Genomic DNA, 20,841 nt, shown 5'->3' with positions numbered 1-20,841 from the left:
GAAATAATTATTTTATATTTTCAAATATTCAGCCTTATTTAGGATTTTCCTATGAAAAGTTATTCGGTTCTTGCGAAGTATTCTTTCTTTGCATCTCTAACGGCGCTTGCTTTATTTTCGGCTTGCGGTGAAAATACTACTACTGAAAAGATTGTCGAAACCGCTACGGGGGGTGTAGAAGTCGTTGAGTCTGTCAAGGATCTCCCGAAGTGTACCAAGGAAAACGAGGGGGAGCAGGCGATTGTGAAGGGCGAATCCTCGGTGCGTATCTGTATCGATAAGAAGTGGTTTGCGACAAAGGAATCGGCCAGGGATACGGTTTTCATGGAAGGTGATTTCAGTTGCACCACCCAGGAACTCAAGGATAAGAGCGGACTTAAAATTATCTGCAACGGGGACTCTATTGGCGTTGTTCTGAATGGCTCGAAGGGCGATAAGGGAGATGCCGGTAAGAATGGTGAAAATGGTGTTGCCGGTAAGGATGGCAAGAACGGTGCCGACGGAGAACAAGGCCTTCAGGGCGAGCCTGGTGAAAAGGGGGAGCAGGGTGAAAAAGGGGATCCCGGCGCGAAAGGAGACAAAGGCGATTCTGGAGAAAAAGGTAAAGACGGCGTAGGCTGCACGATTGTAAATCAAACGGATTCTTCTGCGACCATCAAATGCGGTGACTCTACAATGACGCTGAAATTTAGGGTTGGAGGTTCATCGCAAGATTCCGTACCGGGTGACACTTGGGAACTTGATTCCGAAAAAGTTGCAATATCTCTTGATACTTTGTCTGGATTTTCTCAGAAGGGGCCTTTCCTCAAGGGGTCAACGGTATACCTGTATGAACTTTCCGATGGACGCACCCTTAAGCAGACGAATGGCAATTTTAGGAGCGTGATTACCAGTGACAGCGGCCGCTACAAGTTCCAGTCTCGTGATTTGGTGAGCCAATATGCGTTGCTCGTAGTAGAAGGCAAGTATCGTAACGAAATCACGGGATTACCGACGGCGACATCTATTAGTCTAGAGGCTTATACCAATATGCTTTCGCGCAGGTCTGCAAACGTGAATCTGCTGACTCACCTTGAAAAAGACCGCGTGTATTTCTTGGTGACAAAGGAATCGAAAACGGTAAGGGCCGCCAAAAAGCAGGCTCAGACGGAAATCTTTGATGCGTTCCATATCGATGCGAGCCAGTTTAAGATGGAATCCGAAGACCTCGACGTGTTTGGTAAGACGGATGCCGATGCGGCTTTGCTTGCGATATCGATTCTTTTGCAGGGAAATGATTCCGAAACGGATTTGTCTGTCTTGCTGACAGAATTTTCAAACGATATGGCGCTTGACGGAACCTGGGATGATGCCTCGGCTAAGGTGCGGATTGCTGATTGGGCGGCTATTGCGGATACGGCTGGTAAGCTTGCCTTATACCGCAGCAATGTGGAAAAGTGGAAACTTTCGAAAAAGGCTCCGGAATTTGAAAAGTTTGTTCATAGGTTCTGGAGTGTGGAACTTGGCTTGGGCGTATGTGGCAGTGACAGCGTTCCTGTAGGGATGGTGAAGAATGTTTCGAATTCAGGATCCGGTTTTTATGCTGAAAAATATTTGGATACGGAGCATAAGGGCGGTATGCTGCGCTTTACCTGCGCTGACGATGCTAAGTGGCGATTGGCTAGTGATCTTGAAAAAGATCGATATGGCTGGAAACCGAAGAAGAAAAAAGATGGTACCTTGTTGACAGGCCCGATAACGGGAAAGAAAATGGTATGGGATGCAGATACGCTTAGGTATGCAAACGATAAAGAAATTGAATTTAACAGAGGATGCGTAAGCTATATCCTCGATGAGACTATTGTACCGAATGGTATGTTCTCTAACTATAAATGCACCGAGTCTGGTTGGGTATGGTCGTTCCTCTTGGATGGGAAATTGAGTACGTTTAAGGATTCTCGCGATGGCAATGAATACCAGATTATAGATTTTTCAAAAGGCGTTGCTGTGATGGTGGAGAACCTGAGGTATGAATACAAGATAAAGCCCGAAGATAGCGATGATTCTGTAGCTTACGGAAATATTTGCAATAAGGATAATTGTAAAAAGTATGGACGCTATTATTCCTGGGCCGCCGCCATGGATAGTGCGGGCGTGTTCTCTGAAAATGGAAAGGGATGTGGAATTAATTTGGATTGTTCGCCCGAGTATCCTGTTCGGGGAATTTGCCCTGAAGGTTGGCATTTACCCACGGAAACGGAGTGGAAAGGGCTTTTCGATGCAATCAGATATTCTTATGAGGATGACGTTATCAATGAGCGTGTCGAAAGCAATATTTCTCCTTTTGGTGATTACGACAGATGGAATGCTCATCTTGACAGCGTGGTAGCTCATGCATTGCAGTCCGTTGGCTATAAAGAATGGCTCAGAGCGTCAAATACGAGTCACATTTCGGCAATTCCTGCGGGCTATTGCACATCGCAATGCTCTCGTACTGGCAATTGCTCATCGGAATGTACTGATACCGATTTGTATGCCATTTTCTGGACATCGACGTGGTATCCGACACCGGAATACGGTGAATTGCGACCGAGTGCCAAGGGAATATTCATTCATACGGATAAAGTAGATATCGATGATTTCAACAATTCATTTTTTGGATTGAACTATTTGTTCTCGGTCCGGTGCTTTGCGGACGGGCAGGATTAGCGGTCTCTGTTAGTAGTATGACCGTTTGGTTCTTTATGTGGCTCGTCTTACGAGCGCTATGGAAAAGGTTGGACAGTTTACGCGCCTGGAAAACTTGCATGTAGTCAGTTTCCAGTTCTTCGATGCGTTCAAGAAATCCCCGAATTATCGTCATAAGGTGCAGTTGCGCAATCAAGAGCAGCGTGTGTATTTCGATCGGCAGACGGTGACTCTCATCGAAGTGAACAAGTTCCTCAAGCAGAAGGAAAAGTTCGAAGGCGACAATAGCCGCATTGCTCAATGGCTTCGTGCCATCGATACGCTCAACCGTGAAGCCGATTTTAGCGAGTTTGCAGCCGACCCCGTATTCAAGGTCTTGCAAAACGAGGTGAAGTTGTGTAATTTTAGTGCTAGGTATATGCGTTGCGAATTGATGAAAGACTTTGATGAAGCTTGGCTAAAACATCAAACAGCCTGCGAAATTGCGAAGAACCTGCGCGATAATGGCGTTGATATTTCCGTTATAAAGGAAGCTACTAAGCTTTCCGAAAAAGAAATTCGCGAACTTTAATTGCTTGAATAAAAAAACTGAATAAATTTCGCCAGCCCTCCTCGGGCTGGCTTTTGTATTATCATTTCAGAACTTTATCTGTAATCAACGAAAAGTTATTTAGCTGCTACGGTAAACATTCCGCTGCGCGGGATGTGAACCTTCCAAGTGAGCCATTTCATCTGCTTGTCATTCACCATGGCATACGGATCTACGAGAGCAACGCTCTTGGTCCCTGCAAAATCCATCGCGGTACCTGCGTTGTCGTCGAAATTCTTGCCCTTGCCGAAGACCTGGTAGAAGAGCGGCTGCCCGAAGGTCACCATGATTTCGGGCTGGATGAAGCTTAATTCCTTGGTGAGCATCTTGCGGAGCGCAGCTTCGAGAAGCGGCGCGAGCGCACGTTCAGTCGACTTGAAGAAATACGTGATGCCGATGTCCTTTTGTTCGATGCTTAGGCTTGCGAACAGGCGCGAAAGCATCTGTCCGACAGCTGTCCCGAAGAAAACGTCGGTGCTTGTCGCAGAGATGTTTGCTGCCTCGGCCATTTTAATGGCGGGGAGCAGGAAAAGCAATTTCGGCTTGGCGGGGCCTGTGTAGTGGGCGAGTGCTGCTTCTTTTGCGTATAGGGCTTCGCCCTTGATGGCGTCGTAGAAGGCGTCAAGGGTTCCTGCTGATTCGTATGCGGATGCGGTGCGCTTGACGGTACGTGCGGTCGGCATATTGGCGGCAGGAATGGCGGTTGCCTTGGAGTCGACGGCACCGAAAAGGGACGGTGCGAATCCGGTGGTATCCGGAATCGGGGCCTGTGGAATATCGGCGGGTGCGCTGGAGGCGCCGGGTACCGTGCTGTTTGGAAATTGTGGTGGCAGGTTGCGCGGCACCGGGCGTACTGCGGAGGCAGCGGCCGGAGTCGGCGGAACAGGTCGAGGGGCTGCCGCTGGGCGTGCAGTGGGTGCGGACGCTCCTGGTGCTGCAGGCTTGCGCGTAAGCGTCCACGGCTCGTCTAGCAAGAGTTCCGCTTCGCCCAGGTCGATTTGTCCTGAAAGGTAGTTGCGCAGTTCGCTAAAGTCAAATTCGTCAGCCATTCAGGCGCTCCAGGCAAAAGTTCAAAATCGTCTCGGCCAAATCGACCTTTTCGCCCATGGCGAGTGGTGGAACGGGACTTCCCTTTTTCACCAGGGCGAAGCGTACGCAGTCGCGGCCAAAGCCCGAATCGGCGGCCACGGGTGCGTTTAGTAGAAGTGCGTCGGCGCTGCTCTTTTCCAATTTTTCAGCGGCGTGTTCTTCGAAGTGGTCCGTTTCAAGAGCGAATCCGATAATCACCTGCTTATGCACCGCGTTTCCTGATGCGGATTCGGTGTTTGCCTTGCGGGCGGCGGTGCAGTCGCGGAGAATGTTTGGATTCGGTACAAGTTCTATAGTCAGCTGGCTGCGGCTATCCTTGATTTTCTCGGTGGCGGCGTGGGCGGGGCGGTAGTCCGCTACCGCTGCGCAATGCACGACGGCGTCTGCATCTTGGAGTCGCTCCATCACGGCGTCGTGCATGTCCCGGGCGCTTTTCACGCGGGTCACTTTCACTCCGCCCGGGAACGCCGCCTCCATCGGGCCCGCGACGACTTCGACGCTGAAACCGTTGGCGTAGAATACCGAGGCGAGTGCGACGGCGGTCTTTCCGCTGCTGCGGTTGCTGATGTAGCGCACCGGGTCGATTGCTTCTTCGGTGCGGCCAGCAGTCAACAGGACTTTCTTGCCGTAGCCGGGGAGTGTCGCGTCTTTCGTCGGGGCGATGTCCTTTGCGACAGGACAAGCTGGCGCGGGGGCGTTACGGGGGTGTCCCCCGTTAGATGGGGTAGCGGAAGACGCGCAAGCGGCTGCAGCGAGGGGCAGGCTTGCCCCCTTCTCGGCAGCGTTCATTTCGGCAGGCTCTGTGAACTTGTTTGTTGCCGAATTCCTACTCTCGTCTCTCGTCTTTGGACAATCGCTTCGCTCTTGTCCCAAATGCTGATCTCGGTCATGCCCAAGCAAGCTTGGTCGCGACACTCGATCTACGCATTTGTCGTCTCTCGTCTCCAAATAAGCGACAATTTCTGCCGGTTCCATCAGGCGACCTTGTCCGACTTCGCCACAGGCGAGTTCCCCTGCAGGCGATTCCAACACGGTCGTGTTTTCAAATCCGCGCAAAATCTCGAGGTTGCGCTTTACCGCCGGAGAATTGTACATGGCCACATTCATCGCAGGCGCAATCACCCGCGGGCACGTGCAGCTCATAAAGCAAAGGCTCACCGGATCGTCGGCAATGCCGCAGGCAAATTTACCGATGACGTTCGCTGTCGCGGGCACCACTAGGTAAAGGTCTGCCCATCGCGGAAAATCAATGTGCTGGAAAGGGCGCGCCTCGACGGCTCCGTTCTTCAGGTACACGGGGCACTTGGAGAGGCTTGCAAAAGTCAGCGGCGCTACGAACTCTGTCGCTGCGTCGGTCATGCACACGCGCACTTCGGCGCCCTTCTTTTGCAGCAGGCGCAACAGCTCGCAGCTCTTATACACGGCAATGCCGCCCGAGACTCCGAGCAAAATTTTCTTTCCAGCGAGATTCATGCTACCTAAGATAGAAATTTCATTCCCCCACGCTCTGTCATTTCGTGAGCAACAAAGCCCTCGGGTGTTAACCGAGGGCGGTTGCGAGAGCGAGGCGATATCACATTCTTGTTCGTGCGATAGAGCCGAGCGGTCATATAAGAAACCCCGCGGTTACCCGCGGGATTCCTTAAGCTTTTATTTAATGCTTGCTAGAGATTGCTTCACCCTTTCGGGTTCGCAATGACGTAGTTGCTCTAATTAAGCTTCAGCTTCGTCAGCCTTCTTCTTGGAAGCCTTCTTCTTCGGGGCGGCGGCTTCACCGATGGTGGTGCCAGATTCGCCCGGCTTGTGAGCGTCCATCCAAGCCTTCAGTTCGGCGGATTCGCGGCTCTTGAAGTAGTCAACCACAGAGAGGAAGATCTTACGGTTGTTCTGATCGATTTCGGTCACGGTAGCCGGAACTTCGTCGCCAACCTTGAATGCATCGGCCGGAACCTTGATGTATTCGGTGGTGAGCTTGGAAACCGGGATGAAGCCTTCGATGCCGTCGGCAAGTTCAACCACGACGCCGCGGTCGAGCATGCGAACGATCTTGCCCTTCACTTCGCTGTTCACCGGGTAGGTGGAATCGATGGTGTCCCACGGATCTTCGGTGAGGTGCTTCATGGACAGAGAAATGCGACGCTTTTCCTTATCGACAGCGAGCACGACGCATTCGACCTTGTCGCCCTTCTTGACCATTTCGTTCGGGTGAGTGATCTTCTTGGTCCAGGACATGTCGGACACGTGGATGAGACCGTCCACACCTTCCTTGATTTCGACGAATGCGCCGAAGGAAGCGAGGTTGCGGATTTCGCCAACGACGCGTGCGCCCGGCGGAAGTTCGGTTTCGATGGAATCCCACGGATCGGATTCGAGCTGCTTCATGCCGAGAGAGATGCGTTCTGCATCTTCTTCAACCTTGAGCACGACAGCTTCCACTTCCTGACCCACAGCGAGGATCTTGGACGGGTGCTTGACATGCTGGGTCCAGGACATTTCGGAAACGTGGATGAGGCCTTCGACGCCGCTATCCAGTTCAACGAATGCACCGTAATCGGTAATGGAAACAACCTTACCCTTAACGATAGCGCCTTCCGGATAACGTTCGGCGATATCCTTCCACGGATGCGGCTTAAGCTGCTTCATGCCGAGAGAGATGCGTTCCTTCTTGTCGTTGAAGTCGAGAACCATAACTTCGACTTCCTGGCCGAGCTGGAGCATTTCGGTCGGGTGGTTGATGCGCTTGTAGCTCATGTCGGTGATGTGGAGGAGGCCGTCTACGCCGCCGAGGTCAATGAATGCACCGAAGTCGGTGATGTTCTTGACGATACCCTTGCGGACCTGACCCTTCTCGAGAGTTTCGAGAACGTCGCCACGCTGCTTGTTGCGTTCTTCTTCGAGAACGACACGGCGAGAAACGACGATGTTGCGACGAGCCTTGTTGACCTTGATAACCTTGAGGTCGAATTCCTGGCCGATGAGAGCGTTGATGTCCGGGATCTGACGGAGGTCGATCTGGGAACCCGGGAGGAAGGCGTCGATGCCGAACAGGTCGACAACCACACCGCCCTTGATACGCTTCGTGAGCGTACCGCGCACGACTTCGTTGTTTTCGAATGCAGCGTGGATGCGATCCCACACGCGCACGAAGTCGGCCTTCTGCTTCGAGAGGATAAGACGGCCGTCTTCATCTTCGAGCTTTTCGACAAACACTTCGATTTCGGAACCGATTTCGAGGGAGTCCGTGTCCTTGAATTCAGCACGGTCAATGACACCTTCGGACTTGTAGTTCACGTCGATCAGGACTTCCTGGTCGTTCACCTGGCTGATCTTACCGGTGACGAGCTTGCCCTGTTCGAGGCAATCCATGCCAGCGTAAACGTCAGCGTTCTGCTTACGGAAGTCGGGGCTGCATTCGCCCTGAGCGGCGAGGATTTCAGCGAGATCTTCAGCGGTACCGAATTTGAGATTTTGAGACATATTGTTTAGTTGGGTTGTGGAACAAAAAATTCAGGCTACGCCACTACACCTACGTAGTCGAGAATCTTTTGAACCTGTTGTTCGATTGAGATGTGTGTAGTGTCAATTTCAATAGCATCGTCCGCCTTTTTCAACGGGGCGGTCGCACGAGAGGAGTCCAGGCGGTCGCGTTCGACCAGATTATTGAGGACTTCTTCGAGGGTAACTTTTTCGCCTTTTTCAAGGAGTTCCTTGTAGCGGCGTTCGGCGCGGACCTTTACGTCCGTCACCATGAAAAACTTGTACTTGGCATCGGGGAAAACGACTGTTCCGATATCGCGGCCATCCAGGATGCAGCTCTGCTTCTTGCCGATTTCGCGCTGCTGCGTTGTCATGGCGGCGCGAACCGACGGGAGGGCGCAGTAGATGCTCACGTTGCTAGAAACGCGCATCCCGCGGATTTCAGATTCGCGGCAGATGCCATTAATGAGGATGCGGTTTTCGGAGTCGAACCCGAGGGTGAGGCCTTTGAGCAATTCGTCCATTGCGGGGCCTTCTTCGGCGCTGAGTCCTGCGTCGAGGGCGGCAAGCGTCACGGCGCGGTACATGGCGCCTGTGTCGAGGTAGGTAATACCCAATTTCTTGGCAATGATTTTTGCGGTGGTACTCTTACCGGTACCGGATCCCCCGTCAAGGGCGATGACAAAGTTTTCAGAATTACTCATGAGTGGGGACAAATATAGCTTAAGGTGAGAGTCGCGTCAATCGTGCTTGCACGAATTGACATGACCGAACCGTGCTATATGCGCCCAGAAAGGGCGCCAATTTAGCTTAAGGCGAGAGTCGCGTCAATCGTGCTTGCACGAATTGACATGACCGAACCGTGCTATATGCGCCCTTTTAGCCGTTTATTTGCCGAACATCTTGTTGAGCGTTGCGCGCATGTGGTTCATGTTTGCTTCGTTCAGGGTTTCGTAACGGTAGAAAGTGCCGTCTTTTTGCACCACGAAGACCACCGGAATGTAACCTGTTCCGTAGGCAGGCCCGAACTTGTAGTCGCTATCCTGGAATACGGGAATAGATACATGGAACTGGTCGATAAAAAGGCGAATGTCGTTTTTCTTGATGCCCCCGCCAAGGCCAATGGCTATCCCCGTGAGGCCCGCCGGTTCGTATTCCTTGACCAGGTCCTGAATTTCGGAGATATGGCGTTGACAATGCGGGCATTTGGGGCTGAAGTAGTAAATCAAAAGCGGCTTGTTGGCGAAGTGGCTGAATAAAATACCCGGATCGCTAATGCCTGTGAGTGGCTTGGAAAAGTCCATCTTCATGGGCTGGTTTGTTGAGCTGTCCTGCATCAGCTGCACATCCGCCATTTGGGGCTCAGGGGCAAGCTGCGCGAAGGGGACTACTGTGGCAACGGCTATAACACTCAATAACTTCGATACAAATCGCATTTTCGATACCTTTCAAAGACAAAACACCAGGGGCTAGCGCTTGCTGGACCCGACTTCATTAAAATACGAAAAAAATGCCCCGTAAGACGGAAAAACTTCAAAAAAAATCAAATTTTGTAAAAAGAAAGCCTCGAAATCGGCCAAAATGTGAAAAAAAACACGCTGCTCAGGAACCTTATTCCTGGATCCCGTCGCATCGCTTCAGGATGACTTAATTCGCAGAGTCATCCTCGACCAACGGGAGGGGATCCATCAAAGCTTTTCTGCTAGAGATCCTTCGACTCCGGGCATTGCCCTCCGCTCAGGAAGACACGTTCGTGTCACTATCTACTACAAGTTATACGTCGTGATGATGGAGTAGTGGGGTTCGCCCTTGCGTTCTCCGTTCAGGGGGATGCTCACGTCTATCTTGTTGATGAGTCGGCTGATGGACTTGGTCTGGGCAAAACGTACGCCGAAGCCCGTAAGGTAAATCAGGTCCTTGCGGTTGATATCGGAAAGGTCCCAGGCGGTTTCGCCGACGCTTTCGAAAATGACGAAGACGGGGCGCAGGGTGGCAAGTTCAAAGTCAAAGAAATAGCGCTGCTCCAGGTTCGCGAATACGCGCGCCTGTCCTGCATAGAATCCGGTGGGGAATCCTGCAAAACCGTTGATGCCGCCGAGTGTGACCTGCTTTCCGTAGCGGGCGTCTTCATAAAAGTCGGCAAGACCGGAAAGGGCCGTCGAGAAAGTATTGCTCGGGTGGAAAATGTATTCGCCCGAAATTTTTCCGTAATAGTCGTGGCTTTCTCCATGATCGAGGTAAAAGTTCATCTCGGTCGAAAGCGTCAGATGGTGCATGTGACGCCCGAGCATCAGGTTTGTCCAGAAATCTAGACGGATGTCATTGTCGGTTGCTCCGATTTGCTCGTAATTCTTTGAAATTTGCGCCTTGACTGAATAGCCTTTCTCGATATCTTCGGTCCACTTGACATTGTGAAAGTTCTTGATCTTCTCGTAGCGGATGTTGGATACCATGAGGTAAAGTCCGAGGCGGGAATCCCTCTGGTCGGGGAACCATTCGTTGTAGGCAAATGTTGAATCTATGACGTAAGTGGTGTCGCCGTCGGTAAACCGGGTGGGGATAAATGTCCCTTCACTTGCGGTGCTGTAGTGGTAGTCGTAGGTTGCGCCGATGTAGAGCTTGCGGTAGGTGCCGCCAAAGGAACGGCTGAGCCTAAGGCTGAGCGAGTCGTTGATAAAGTCGTTCACTCTCATCAGCTGCATCGCCTTCTTGCCGTTGTAAAGCGGGAAAGAGTCGAGCATCGCTTTCTTGGTGTTGTATATGGGAATTTGTCCGAATTTTTCTCTGGCGTCGTACAGGACTGCTCCCGGCGGGAGCTTACCGCTGCCGTAGTAGTAGGCCGTTCGCTTGTTCTTGATTCCTTCGATGGTGTAGGCCCACTGGTTTACGCTCCGGCTGAGGAAGGGCATGTACATTTTCCAGTAGGCGAGGTAGCCGTCGGTATTTTTGCTGTACAGGAAGTCGAGGTGGTTGTAGCGGAACAGGAAATGCGGGTCGCCGTATTCCACCTGCCACATGTCGCGGAATTCGTCGTGGCCGAAATAGAAACCGAGCTTTTGCCCGAGTCCGAGGAAATTGCTTTCCTGGATGCCGATGCCGTAGCTAAGATTGTCGTAGTTCCATTCGCTGCCGGAAAAGCCGAAACTGACCGGTACGGCAAGTGTCCAGTTGTCGCTCGTGGTGACCGTTGCGATGTTCTTGCCTTCTTCGCTAGAAATGTCAATGCTTGCGTCCGAAAGGAAATTCTGGCTACGCAAGAATCGTTCGGCTTCTTGTACTTGGAGCTTGGTGACGGTGTCTCCCTGATTGAAAAGCAACAGCTTTCTGACGGTTGATTCGCGGGTTTCGATATGGATTCCGTTCAGGAGGTCGTAGGCCCACTTGTCGTACTTGGTGTGGTACTTGGAGTCGTCAAAGGCGTCGCCGATGTTGTATCGGATAGAGTCGATCTTGAATGCACCGGGGGTGTCTTGTGCAAGGGCAACGAAGGGTACAAGCAAGAGAATGAACAAAATAATCGGCATGACGCGGACAATATAGAAAAATGCATCTGCCTAAGACTTGTACTAGATGCTTCGTTTTTCTATATTTGAGGGTGGAGTGGCGGATGGCCGCTGGCTGAGAGCAATCGAGGCTGGAGGAAAGTCCGGGCACCGCAGGGCAGGATGCTGGATAACGTCCAGGCGTGGAAACACGACAGAAAGTGCAACAGAAAGTAAACCGCCTCGTAGGGTTTCGGCCCTGCGCGGTAAGGGTGAAATGGCGAGGTAAGAGCTCACCGCACACCTGGTGACAGGGGTGGCATGGTAAACCTCATCCGGTGCAAGACCAAGCAGAATTCCGTTCACGCAAGTGAACCTGGGGCGGCCCGCACCAGCTGGAATTCGGGTAGGTTGCTTGAGGCGGTCGGTAACGATTCGTCCAGAGAGATGGTCATCGCCCCGCAAGGGGAACAAAACCCGGCTTACAACTGCTCCTTTATGAAGGCCTCTGCTTTACGCAGAGGCCTTCCCCAACAAGGGAAGGCTCCGCCCTCCCTAACACCCTCCTTTCCCAAATTCAGCGAGCCTCCGCTTTACGCAGAGGCCTTCCCCAACAAGGGAAGGCTCCGCCCTCCCTAACACCCTCCTTTTCCAAATTCAGCGAGCCTCTGCTTTACGCAGAGGCCTTCCCCAACAAGGGAAGGCTCCGCCCTCCCTAACACCCTCCTTTCCCAAATTCAGCGAGCCTCCGCTTTACGCAGAGGCCTTCTCCTTTTTTATATTTCAGCAAGATATGAATAGGGAAAAGCTGAATAGGTTAGTTTTACGTATCGGAGTCGTTATCGGCGTTATCGCCATGCTTATGGGGATTGCGCTTACCGTGGCCGTGTGGAATCAGGGCTACTACGTGGGTGCGATGATGATGATCGTGACTGGTGCGATCAGTGTGTTTCTCGGTTTCAAGGAACTTTTGCAGCCCTCAGACCACGTTTTCCACTGGCTTCCGCTTTTCTACAAGATTGTCCGTCGTACGTTTTTCTTTTTGAACGCGGTGCTCATCGGGCTTGTCATTTTGACGGTTGCCCCGATGATTTCCTAAAGCATATCCAGGGTGCTTTCGATTAGCGTCATGTTTTCTTCGCAGTATTCCAACTGCCTTGAAAGAATCTTGACGGCGTTTATCTTGATTTGCTCAGGAGAACATTCCCCGGCAAGTTCGCGAGCAAAGAACCTTACCGTATTCCAGAAAAACAAGGGGAACAGTCGCTTTCCTTGTTCGTAGCCTTCGAAAAGGCATTTGGCGTAATGCCGGTAAATAAGGTAGGCGAGTAGGCGTGCGCCCTCGTTTTCGGAAAAGTATCCTTCGTCCTCGATTTCAGCTGCTTGTTCCGAAGGGCTTGCCTCGATGCGATTACGGATTCGTGCAAGGGCGTCGTCCCATGCGGGGCCGAAACTTTCTGTCTTGGAAAGGAGTTCCAGATAGGCGTCCGCATTCTTTAGCGGCGCGAAGGGGTTTTCGGGGGTGTAACCGAAGGCAACGTAGAATCTGTCGGCAAGAGGTTTCGTGGAATCGGCTAGGGCGCTAAAAATCTGTTCCCGTTCGTAAAAGACCTGGTTGCGGATGTCGATGTCGTCTTCGCTCAGTTCGTCCTCGATTTCGTCACATTCGCAGGCGGTGAACTGGAGTGGCCCTTCGCCTGTAAGCAAAAGCCTGGCAGCCTCTTCGCAGCAGAGTCCGAGTCCACGTTCCATGATGTCTCCGTAGACTTCTACGAACCGCGGGTGTTCCGTGCAGATTTCGCACAGGGCGCCTTCGCCCAGGTGGGTGTATATTTCGCAGAGATTGTCTTTGGTAAGAAAAGGGCAACGATCGTGGGGGAGCAACTTGAAATGCCCGTCTTCGATGTTTTCGCGAAGCTTGTCGCCGAATGTTCCCGCTACTTTGCGGTAGGCGTCCTGCGAGGCCTTGTCTATGTCGATTTCCCAGCCGACACAGCATGTGTCGCTGCAGCGCTCGGCGATACACTTGAATTTGTCGTAAAAGTCTGGCTTGCGTAAAATCATTCGATAATCCGGTTATAAAAAATCCTTCACGGGAGTCGTGAAGGATGCTGAAAAATCGCGAGTAGAGGTTAAACGTTTTTCACGCAACGTACCGAGATGGCGTCGGACCTGTAGACGCCTTCGATGTCCATGGAATTGATGGTGAGGCTCAGGCGGTAGGCGTTAGACTTGCCGTATTCGTCCTTGCACCAGAAACGGGCGCGCTTGCCGAACTGGCAATAGGTGCCGTTGTCGAAACGGTATCCGGCAGGGAGCGCGAAGAATCCCAAGGAGTCGGTACCGGGGTTCAGCCACGCGCTTTCGCTGCGCAGTTCTTTTCCGCCAGACTTTGCGGGGAGGTTGTCCATCAGCTGTTCCCATTCCTTGAGGCTCGGAATGTGCCAACCTTCGGGGGCGATACCCTGGTAGTTGTCCTCTTTTATCTTGTGGTACATGTTGAGGTCTTTTGCCGGGGACTGTTCCGTGTATTCCGACGGAATGTTCAGGGCTGCCGTCCACGTGTAGAGGCGTCCGTAAGTCTTTACGTTTTCTTCTTCGTTGCCGGGGGCGTAGCTGCCTTCCGTCTTGAAACGCAGGTTCTCGACCATCCAGACTTGGTTGCCGATTTGTACGGTGTGGTAGGTCTCGCCGTCACGGGCGTCCGTGAACGTTCCGTATTTGAACTTTTCATTATTCTTGGCGAAGCTTTCTTCGGGGGTTACCTTGTTCTGGGCTTCGGGGGCTTCTCTTTTGGAAGCTTTGCTGACTTTCACACCAATGCGGAATGCCGCAATGACAATGATTGCAAGGCCGATGATGTTGAACACGACGAAGGATGTATGCATGGTTTCTCCTTTCTTGTTGATACCTTGTAAATGTAAAAAAATCTAGGCTTTACGCAGGGGTTGGGATTTGTTTAAAACGGGAAAATGATCAAGGTTATGAAAATGTTGGCCGCAAGGATAATGAAGTTCATGGGAAGGCCAATTTTTATAAAATCCGTAAAGCGGTAGCCGCCTGCACCGTAAACGAGCATGTGGGTGGGCGAACCGATGGGGGTGGCAAAGCTGCTGCTCACGGAAATCATCAGGGCGATGCAGAAGGTCATCGGGTTTACGCCGAGCGATGTCGCTGCGCTAATTGCGATGGGGCAGAACATGGCCGCCGTGGCGGAGTTGCTGATGAATTCTGTGATGATCGTTGCAACAACGCACATACTGATAAGCGCTATGTAGGGGTTGCTTCCGCAGAGAGTCAAAAGAGCGTCTGCAATCGCTTTGGCAACACCCGTATCTTCAAATGACTTGCCTATGCAGATACTCCCTGCAAAGACGATAAGGATCGACAAGTTGATGGAATCCATTGCTTGTTGGCTTGAACAACAATGGAAAATAATCATGGCGGCGGCAGCAAGCATACATGCCGAAAGAAGGGGCAGTACTCCGAAAGCCGGCAACAGCACCATGGCAATCATGATGATTGCCGAGATAAGAGTCTTTTTCCCGATTTTATTGCTTGTCGAATTTTCGAGGATGCCGTCCAGGTGTTCGTTTTTCAGGTTTAAGTTGTTGCAAATCCACTGGAGCGTTTTCGGCTTGCCGGAAACAATGATGTGGTCTCCGCCCATAATGAACGTATCTGGCGTGGCGACTTCGACTTCGTTGTCAAAACGGCGGATAGAAAGGATGGAGTTTTTGTCTTTTTGGAAACCTTTCGGATTGTTTTCGTAGATTTCCTGAAGGGTCATGCCGATGAACGGATGCTTGGAGGGAACCCGGAGTTCCATGGTCAATTCGTCATCTTCGCCACTGCTGAGGGGGGAGGTGCATTTCGGTAGAAGTTTTTGCATGGCGATTACCGAAAGGATTCCGACAGCCAAGCAGAAAAGTCCGCAAACCGTTGTCGTAAAGATACTCAGATGGACTCCCGTTTTATCGGTGTACATTCCCGAAATAATAAGGTTCGTGGGGGTTCCGATCAAGGTGCAGATGCCGCCCATTCCCGAGGCGTAGCTCAGCGGAATCAAAAGCTTCGATGGAGAAATCCCCAATCGTTTCGACCAAATTTTTACGACGTCGATGAAAAGGGCGACCACTGTTGTATTGGTAAGGATAGAACTGAGCAGGGCGACAGGAAGCATGGTGCGAACGATAGCGCCAGTCGTCGTTTTGGGAGACCCCATCATGTGCTTTACAATCCAGTTGAGGACGCCCGTGTGGTTAAGGCCTGCAATGACGGCGTAGAGGGCCGCGATGACAAGCACCGAGGGCGAAATGAATCCGCCGAAGGACTCGGTGATGTTCAGAACGCCGCTTACAAAGAGTGCGCACATCCCAGCAAGAAAAACGATGTCCGCCTTCAGTTTCGTAAACATCAGGGTTGCAAAGACGGCTAGTGCAACGGCAATTGAAAACCACGCGTTTCCGGACAGTCCGCAGAATTCAATGGAAGATAGTAAGCCTTCTATCATATTTTTTTACCTTAATTGTTTCGAAAAATCTAGTAAATGTTTACAAAACGGGCAAATTAGAACAAATCCAGCGAACTGTCCAGGTAGATTTCTTCACGTACCTTGAGCTGGTACTCGGGCTTGGTCATGTAGTAGAGCAGAAATTCCAGAATGAGCGCGCTGCCGAGGCTTCGACCCTCGATTTTAAAGTGGCGAAACCTGGCGGGAGCGTACGTGTTCTGGATGTCTTCGATTCCGATAAAGCCGGGATTTTTCATGGCGTCGGAGAACCGGTAGCCCCTTTGTGCTGTGGGTGAGACGCAGATGTGGTCGGAAGAGTCTTCTCCGAGGGATTTCTGGCTCACGTTCTCGTAGCATTTTTTCCGGTCAAAGCAGCCGAACCAGCAACATTCATTGCACAGGAATTCGACCTTTTGCTTCTGGGCATCCGTAAGTGCGTTCAACTTGTCGAATTGCTTGTTCAGCCTGAAATCGGGAACGACGTAGCGGAATTCTTCGCGATTCAGCTCTGCCTTGAACTGTTCGAAATCGGTAATGACTTTTGTAGTGGATGAAACGAAATAAAAGTCGGGATATTTGGCCTTGAGGTAGTTCAGCAACAGGTCGGAATGAACGATGATTCCGCTTTGTGGTGCGTCGGGGGTTGCGCCGTCGGTTTTAAAAAGTCGACATAAGGCGTTGCACCGTGCATCGGCAAGGTGTTCTTCGCGGAGCAGGGAATTGCTGAAAGTAAGCCGCGCTGAAATGCCGTATTCCTTCACGAGGGCTGCAACCGCTTCGGGATCGGCGTCTCCGAAGCCTACGCGCCCACCTCCCCAAATACAGTCGCTGGGCGCTCCGTATATAGAGCCGATTTCGCACCAGTCGTAAAAGAATTCCCGGTACTCGCGGAATAGCGGCAAAAACGCCTTGTACAACTCGTAGAATTCAAACAGTCCGGGAAGGTGGTAGTAGATAGTCATTAGGAGTCTCTTTTGCGCTAAAAGTAAAAATCATGGGGGAGGGTGTCTAGAATAGATTCAAGATTATTATATTTCAAAAGTATAGCGATGCATAAATATTGCAAAAGAATTTGAGGAGTTTATATGAAAAAAGCCTTTGCTTCTTTATTTGCGGTTGCGCTGGCCTTGACAGTGGCTGGTTGCAGCGATACGAAAACGCTTAAGGAACCCGCTAAAACAAGTGCGGTGCCCGAAACCACAAAAAAGGCCGAGCCTGTTGCTGAAACTGTAGAGGCCGTTGACGGGACGAAAACGGTTTCGCTCGCGAATGGGGCGAAGGTCACCTGGATTCAGGACAATATGGGCGAAAAGCGAATGCAACGTGAACTTTTCAGCGATGCGAGTGATTCCCTTTACGAAAGCCTGAATTTGCCGTCAGGAATTCCCGCTTCGGTCAGTACCTTCCTAGTGCAGGTTGACGGCGAATACATCTTGTTTGATGCGGGCCTTGGCACCTTTGGGGGCCAGTTGATGAAACGCCTTGCTGCTCTGGGTGTAAATCCGGATTCTATCGGGCTTGTCTACCTGACGCATTTCCATGTGGATCATATTGCGGGGCTCGTGAAACCGGGCGCTGCCGGAAAACTGGAAAAAATTTTCAATAATGCCGCAATCTATGCGGGTAAAGTCGAGTATGACGCTTGGATGAACGATATTCCGAAGAATGATTTGCAGAAAAACGTCATGGAACTTTACAGGGATAGTCTTCACTTGTTTGCTTTCGGCGACACGCTCCCGCATGGCGTGCTTGCGATGGATGCCGTGGGCCATACGCCAGGCCATACAGCGTTCCAGATGGCAAACCTACTTGTGGTGGGCGACCTGATGCATGGTTACGCCTTGCAGAAGGATCACCCCGAAATCAATTCCAACTACGACATGGATAAGGAAAAATCTGCCGAAAGTCGTAAGCGCCTAATGCAGTACGCCCGCGACAACAATCTCCTGATGGCAGGAATGCACCTTCCGCCTCCTGGATTCGTGGAGTAGACCTGCGGTCATCCCCGCGCAGGCGCGAATTTTCTCGCCAGCGGAATGAGTCCGCCGCCAATGGAATTTCCCACGGTAATTACGATTAGGGATTTAAGCATCAGTGCTGAAAAATCTCCGGCGAGCGAGAAGTAGAACATGTCGGCGATGCAGTGCTCAAATCCGCTCAAGATAAAGACCATGACTGGGAGAAAAACGGCAACGACTTTTCCGACTTGGTTCTCGATGTTCTTGTAACCGTCGGCAGCAATGAACATCAGCATTCCGCAGAAAATACCCAGTACGAGGAGACTTACGATGCTGTCACCATCCTTGACGAGGCAGAGGGCGTTCGCCTTGGCTTGCAGGGTGGCACCGTAACGCGTGGCTGCAATCATTTTGGCAAAGAGGAATGTCCCGATAAAGTTGCCGAGCCATACGATTCCGAGGAATCCCCAGTAGCTGGGCTTGTTGTTGACGAAATAGCCGACTTTACCCGTGAAAAGGTTGAAGCCGAAGTTTAGGATGGTAAAGAGCCCGAGACCGAAAAGGAAGGAACCTAGAATCTTGTTGTCGCAAGAAAGGTAGACTGTTCCGCCAAGACCGATGCAAAGGCCTGAGTAAATCGATAGAATAAGATTTTTAATCACGGACGGCAAATTTAGAAAAATTTATACCCGTGTCTAACTTTTAAATGAAATAATTTTTTCTTTCTTTATTTTGGAATTTACGGATTTTGTCGATACGACATTTTCCGTAAAACAATGCGGTGGGCCCGACGGCGCGTTAACGGAAAAACTATTCCACGACTAGGGACTTGTCGTAAATAGAGTCGACTTCTTCGGGCGTGATTCCGCCGGGGACAAGGTCGAGCTTGGAACGGTTCACCTTCATGGCGGCGGCGAACTGGTCGCGCATTTTGCGAGAAACCTTGCATTTGCCGATGAGTTTGTCAAGCATTTCGGTGAAATCGGCGGTGTTTTTGAGGCCTAAAAGTGCCAAGATGCGCTTGACATCTTCGGGAACTTTCTTTTCGCAGACTTCTACGTAGGCTGCGAGAAAGTAGCCGACGGCGGGGCCGTGCGGCACGCCCTGATGAAGCGTGAGATCGTAGCTCATGCCGTGCGGTACGGAGGTACTGGTATGCGCGATGGACATGCCCGCGATAGTCGAGGTGAGCATGAGTTTTTCGTAAAGGCATTCGTCGACGGGAACGTCGGAAAGGAGCGCGTCCTTGAATTCACCCCAGAGTTTGAGACCGTATTCGGGACACATGCGGTTGAATGCGTTGGAATAGACGTTCAGGATGCTTTCGATCATGTGGGCGAGCGCATCGACCGCGGTGTTGATAATCAGCGTTTTCTTGGCTGAAGCGAGGTACTTGCCGTCGACAAGTGCGAGTGCGGGGAAAATGCGGTGCGGAATGCTCTTTTTTAGGTGAATCTTGTGATTCGTGATGATGGCGACTGGAGTTGCCTCGGAACCCGTTCCGCAGGTAGTCGGAACGGCAACGACGGGTACGTGGCCGAGCGGCTTTTCGGGAGCCTTGTGCAAGTTGTCTGCGTCAACACTCGGGTTTGCAAGTAGTAGTGCGGCGGCCTTTGCTGCATCGATAGCGGAACCGCCCCCGATGCCGATGATGTAATCGGCGCCGAATTCGCGGGCTTGTTTTGCGGCGTTTCCCACGGTATCGGTGGATGGGTTTTCTTCGACCTGGTCAAAAACCTGGTATGGCACATGGCCCGCATCCAGAACGGAGGTAACATCGTTTAGAGAACCATTCCGTTTGGCAGAAGTCTTGCCCGTCATGATGAATGCGCGCTTTCCAACCGTAAGCAAGTTCTGCGCATGGTTCTTCACGCAGTCTTTTTCAACATAGATATCCGTAGGGACGTAGAAACGCATAGAATTGTCCTGAAGTTATGATAGTATGCAAAAAAAATAGTAAATCGAGGTTGGAATATTTTGCAGGCTAGAACCTGCGTACCACAAGGATTTCGAAGGCCGCTATGTATTTTTGTTCCAGGTGCTCGCCAAACGCGATGGCGGAATACCCGCTTTTAAGAACGATGTTCCATGCCCATTTTTCGCCGATGTAGCCAAAAGCGGTCTTTATGTCCGATTCGGGTAAGAGCAGGTTGCCGTCGTCTGCGTGTTCGCGGCCGTACGCGATGCCTACAACGCCCCAGAGATTCCAGAAATACCCGTTGCTGAAAACGAAGGTGTAGGTGTATCCGACGTCACCCCAGATGGAGGTGATGTCGCGCTTGTCGTTTTCGTAGCCGAGAACCCCGTCGTTGTCTTCGGCAATGTTTCGCTGCAGTCGCCCGCCGATAATCAAACTCCCGGCTGATTTCTTTTGGCGGCGATCCAAAAAGTAGGCGCTCCTGGGTGCGAAATTTCCTTTCGCGGTCGCCATCCAGAGCATCGAGAAATACATGTCCGCAAACCAGAGATCAATGAATTCCTGCTCCTTTTCGCCGTCGTGTTCGACTTCCGTGGTAAAGCCGCTGTAAAAGCGGAGCTTTGCCGCAAGCCACCAGTTTCCCGGGAAAAAGTCGAGTCCCGTCTCGAAAGCCTGGGTGTCCGATTTCCCATTCGAGGTGGTAAAAGGGAGGCTGTACTTGAAATCGGCGGACACGTCCCACGAAATTCCGAATGTGGTAAACAGACTGTCGTAACCGACGCCGAGGCCCACATCGACCGGGCGGTTCGAATTGAGCATCGAGTTGTTGTAGGCGGAATTCCAGATAGCCACGAAATTGTAATCGCACAAGAAACGCAGCGAGAACCGTTCACGGAACTTGGAAACCGAGGGCTCGTCGCTGTCTTGCGCTTTGGCAAAGGCAAACCCTGCGAACACCAGGGCAAACAGGAATATTTTCAGGACGCTCTTCATCAGGGACCTTGAAAAGATAATAACATAAAGAGCCCCTATAAGATTTTACGGGTATTTCGCTCCGGGAATATCTTTCAGGATTTCTTTCACAGAAAGAATATAAAAATTTTCTAATCCTTTTTAGGTTGCTTGCAGAATCGGGCGCGCCATGCCTT

General features: G+C 51.5%; 17 protein-coding genes and 1 other RNA gene. 5 read left to right on the top strand and 13 right to left on the bottom strand.

What is annotated here, in order from left to right; translation table 11 throughout:
• Nucleotides 1-51: 51 nt before the first annotated feature.
• Together Q0W37_RS00090 and Q0W37_RS00085 are read left to right on the top strand one after the other, a co-directional pair.
• Nucleotides 52-2,688: an FISUMP domain-containing protein gene (locus Q0W37_RS00090; protein WP_297697580.1), complete on the top strand. Its 2,637-nt coding sequence runs from the start codon at nt 52-54 to the stop codon at nt 2,686-2,688.
• A gap of 25 nt (nt 2,689-2,713) precedes the next feature.
• Nucleotides 2,714-3,238 carry a PD-(D/E)XK nuclease family transposase gene (locus Q0W37_RS00085; protein WP_297697578.1) on the top strand — a complete coding sequence of 175 codons (525 nt, stop codon included), beginning with the start codon at nt 2,714-2,716 and terminating at the stop codon, nt 3,236-3,238.
• Between the two features lie 95 nt (nt 3,239-3,333).
• On the opposite strand, the gene Q0W37_RS00080 is transcribed toward Q0W37_RS00085, so the two are convergent.
• The 6 genes from Q0W37_RS00080 to Q0W37_RS00055 form a co-directional block, all read right to left on the bottom strand.
• On the bottom strand, nt 3,334-4,305 hold the full coding sequence (locus Q0W37_RS00080) for a hypothetical protein (protein ID WP_297697576.1): 972 nt from the start codon (nt 4,303-4,305) through the stop codon (nt 3,334-3,336).
• Nucleotides 4,298-5,818, bottom strand: a complete 1,521-nt coding sequence (locus tag Q0W37_RS00075; protein WP_297697574.1) for a phosphopantothenate--cysteine ligase family flavoprotein — start codon at nt 5,816-5,818, stop codon at nt 4,298-4,300. Before Q0W37_RS00075 ends, Q0W37_RS00080 begins: the two co-directional genes overlap by 8 nt.
• A 240-nt stretch (nt 5,819-6,058) precedes the next feature.
• The gene (rpsA, locus tag Q0W37_RS00070; protein ID WP_297697572.1) at nt 6,059-7,822 is read right to left on the bottom strand and encodes a 30S ribosomal protein S1; all 1,764 of its coding nucleotides are present in this window, start codon (nt 7,820-7,822) and stop codon (nt 6,059-6,061) included.
• A gap of 35 nt (nt 7,823-7,857) precedes the next feature.
• Nucleotides 7,858-8,526: a (d)CMP kinase gene (gene cmk, locus Q0W37_RS00065; protein WP_297697570.1), complete on the bottom strand. Its 669-nt coding sequence runs from the start codon at nt 8,524-8,526 to the stop codon at nt 7,858-7,860.
• A 183-nt stretch (nt 8,527-8,709) separates the two neighbouring features.
• A complete protein-coding gene (locus Q0W37_RS00060) occupies nt 8,710-9,258 on the bottom strand; it encodes a TlpA disulfide reductase family protein (RefSeq protein WP_297697569.1) in 549 nt (182 codons plus the stop codon).
• Between the two features lie 330 nt (nt 9,259-9,588).
• Nucleotides 9,589-11,346 (bottom strand): hypothetical protein, encoded by a 1,758-nt coding sequence (locus Q0W37_RS00055; RefSeq protein WP_297697567.1) that lies wholly within the window; start codon nt 11,344-11,346, stop codon nt 9,589-9,591.
• A 71-nt stretch (nt 11,347-11,417) separates the two neighbouring features.
• On the opposite strand from Q0W37_RS00055, the gene rnpB reads away from it, so the two are divergent.
• Together rnpB and Q0W37_RS00045 are read left to right on the top strand one after the other, a co-directional pair.
• Nucleotides 11,418-11,805: RNase P RNA component class A (gene rnpB / locus Q0W37_RS00050), an RNA gene on the top strand.
• Between the two features lie 292 nt (nt 11,806-12,097).
• Nucleotides 12,098-12,403, top strand: coding sequence for a hypothetical protein (locus Q0W37_RS00045; RefSeq protein WP_297697566.1), 306 nt, complete (start codon nt 12,098-12,100; stop codon nt 12,401-12,403).
• On the opposite strand, the gene fliB is transcribed toward Q0W37_RS00045, so the two are convergent.
• From fliB to Q0W37_RS00025, 4 genes are all read right to left on the bottom strand, one after another.
• Nucleotides 12,400-13,368 carry a flagellin lysine-N-methylase gene (gene fliB, locus Q0W37_RS00040; RefSeq protein ID WP_297697564.1) on the bottom strand — a complete coding sequence of 323 codons (969 nt, stop codon included), beginning with the start codon at nt 13,366-13,368 and terminating at the stop codon, nt 12,400-12,402. The two genes, Q0W37_RS00045 and fliB, sit on opposite strands and share 4 nt — an antisense overlap.
• A 68-nt stretch (nt 13,369-13,436) precedes the next feature.
• Nucleotides 13,437-14,192 (bottom strand): fibrobacter succinogenes major paralogous domain-containing protein, encoded by a 756-nt coding sequence (locus Q0W37_RS00035; protein ID WP_297697562.1) that lies wholly within the window; start codon nt 14,190-14,192, stop codon nt 13,437-13,439.
• Between the two features lie 71 nt (nt 14,193-14,263).
• On the bottom strand, nt 14,264-15,817 hold the full coding sequence (locus Q0W37_RS00030) for an SLC13 family permease (RefSeq protein ID WP_297697560.1): 1,554 nt from the start codon (nt 15,815-15,817) through the stop codon (nt 14,264-14,266).
• A gap of 56 nt (nt 15,818-15,873) precedes the next feature.
• Complete coding sequence (locus tag Q0W37_RS00025) at nt 15,874-16,779, bottom strand: hypothetical protein (protein WP_297697559.1); 906 nt, start codon at nt 16,777-16,779, stop codon at nt 15,874-15,876.
• A 123-nt stretch (nt 16,780-16,902) separates the two neighbouring features.
• On the opposite strand from Q0W37_RS00025, the gene Q0W37_RS00020 reads away from it, so the two are divergent.
• Complete coding sequence (locus tag Q0W37_RS00020) at nt 16,903-17,808, top strand: MBL fold metallo-hydrolase (protein ID WP_297697557.1); 906 nt, start codon at nt 16,903-16,905, stop codon at nt 17,806-17,808.
• 8 nt (nt 17,809-17,816) lie between these two features.
• Here Q0W37_RS00020 and Q0W37_RS00015 read toward each other — a convergent pair whose 3' ends face one another.
• The 3 genes from Q0W37_RS00015 to Q0W37_RS00005 form a co-directional block, all read right to left on the bottom strand.
• Complete coding sequence (locus Q0W37_RS00015) at nt 17,817-18,437, bottom strand: formate/nitrite transporter family protein (RefSeq protein WP_297697555.1); 621 nt, start codon at nt 18,435-18,437, stop codon at nt 17,817-17,819.
• A gap of 148 nt (nt 18,438-18,585) precedes the next feature.
• On the bottom strand, nt 18,586-19,692 hold the full coding sequence (locus Q0W37_RS00010) for an iron-containing alcohol dehydrogenase family protein (RefSeq protein WP_297697554.1): 1,107 nt from the start codon (nt 19,690-19,692) through the stop codon (nt 18,586-18,588).
• A 67-nt stretch (nt 19,693-19,759) separates the two neighbouring features.
• Nucleotides 19,760-20,686, bottom strand: coding sequence for a DUF4421 family protein (locus Q0W37_RS00005; RefSeq protein WP_297697552.1), 927 nt, complete (start codon nt 20,684-20,686; stop codon nt 19,760-19,762).
• Nucleotides 20,687-20,841: the final 155 nt, after the last annotated feature.

The sequence above is a fragment of the uncultured Fibrobacter sp. genome (genome assembly GCF_947166265.1).
GTDB lineage: Bacteria > Fibrobacterota > Fibrobacteria > Fibrobacterales > Fibrobacteraceae > Fibrobacter.
This window is presented reverse-complemented; position numbering and strand designations above follow the sequence as displayed.

What these genes read in the sequence shown, in the direction of transcription:
- Q0W37_RS00010 (WP_297697554.1), bottom strand. Translation starts at nt 19,692, where the DNA reads ATGCGTTTCTACGTCCCTACGGATATCTATGTTGAAAAAGACTGCGTG.
- cmk (WP_297697570.1), bottom strand. Translation starts at nt 8,526, where the DNA reads ATGAGTAATTCTGAAAACTTTGTCATCGCCCTTGACGGGGGATCCGGT.
- Q0W37_RS00025 (WP_297697559.1), bottom strand. Translation starts at nt 16,779, where the DNA reads ATGACTATCTACTACCACCTTCCCGGACTGTTTGAATTCTACGAGTTG.
- Q0W37_RS00005 (WP_297697552.1), bottom strand. Translation starts at nt 20,686, where the DNA reads ATGAAGAGCGTCCTGAAAATATTCCTGTTTGCCCTGGTGTTCGCAGGG.
- Q0W37_RS00090 (WP_297697580.1), top strand. Translation starts at nt 52, where the DNA reads ATGAAAAGTTATTCGGTTCTTGCGAAGTATTCTTTCTTTGCATCTCTA.
- Q0W37_RS00060 (WP_297697569.1), bottom strand. Translation starts at nt 9,258, where the DNA reads ATGCGATTTGTATCGAAGTTATTGAGTGTTATAGCCGTTGCCACAGTA.
- fliB (WP_297697564.1), bottom strand. Translation starts at nt 13,368, where the DNA reads ATGATTTTACGCAAGCCAGACTTTTACGACAAATTCAAGTGTATCGCC.
- Q0W37_RS00080 (WP_297697576.1), bottom strand. Translation starts at nt 4,305, where the DNA reads ATGGCTGACGAATTTGACTTTAGCGAACTGCGCAACTACCTTTCAGGA.
- Q0W37_RS00075 (WP_297697574.1), bottom strand. Translation starts at nt 5,818, where the DNA reads ATGAATCTCGCTGGAAAGAAAATTTTGCTCGGAGTCTCGGGCGGCATT.
- Q0W37_RS00020 (WP_297697557.1), top strand. Translation starts at nt 16,903, where the DNA reads ATGAAAAAAGCCTTTGCTTCTTTATTTGCGGTTGCGCTGGCCTTGACA.
- Q0W37_RS00030 (WP_297697560.1), bottom strand. Translation starts at nt 15,817, where the DNA reads ATGATAGAAGGCTTACTATCTTCCATTGAATTCTGCGGACTGTCCGGA.
- rpsA (WP_297697572.1), bottom strand. Translation starts at nt 7,822, where the DNA reads ATGTCTCAAAATCTCAAATTCGGTACCGCTGAAGATCTCGCTGAAATC.
- Q0W37_RS00035 (WP_297697562.1), bottom strand. Translation starts at nt 14,192, where the DNA reads ATGCATACATCCTTCGTCGTGTTCAACATCATCGGCCTTGCAATCATT.
- Q0W37_RS00055 (WP_297697567.1), bottom strand. Translation starts at nt 11,346, where the DNA reads ATGCCGATTATTTTGTTCATTCTCTTGCTTGTACCCTTCGTTGCCCTT.
- Q0W37_RS00045 (WP_297697566.1), top strand. Translation starts at nt 12,098, where the DNA reads ATGAATAGGGAAAAGCTGAATAGGTTAGTTTTACGTATCGGAGTCGTT.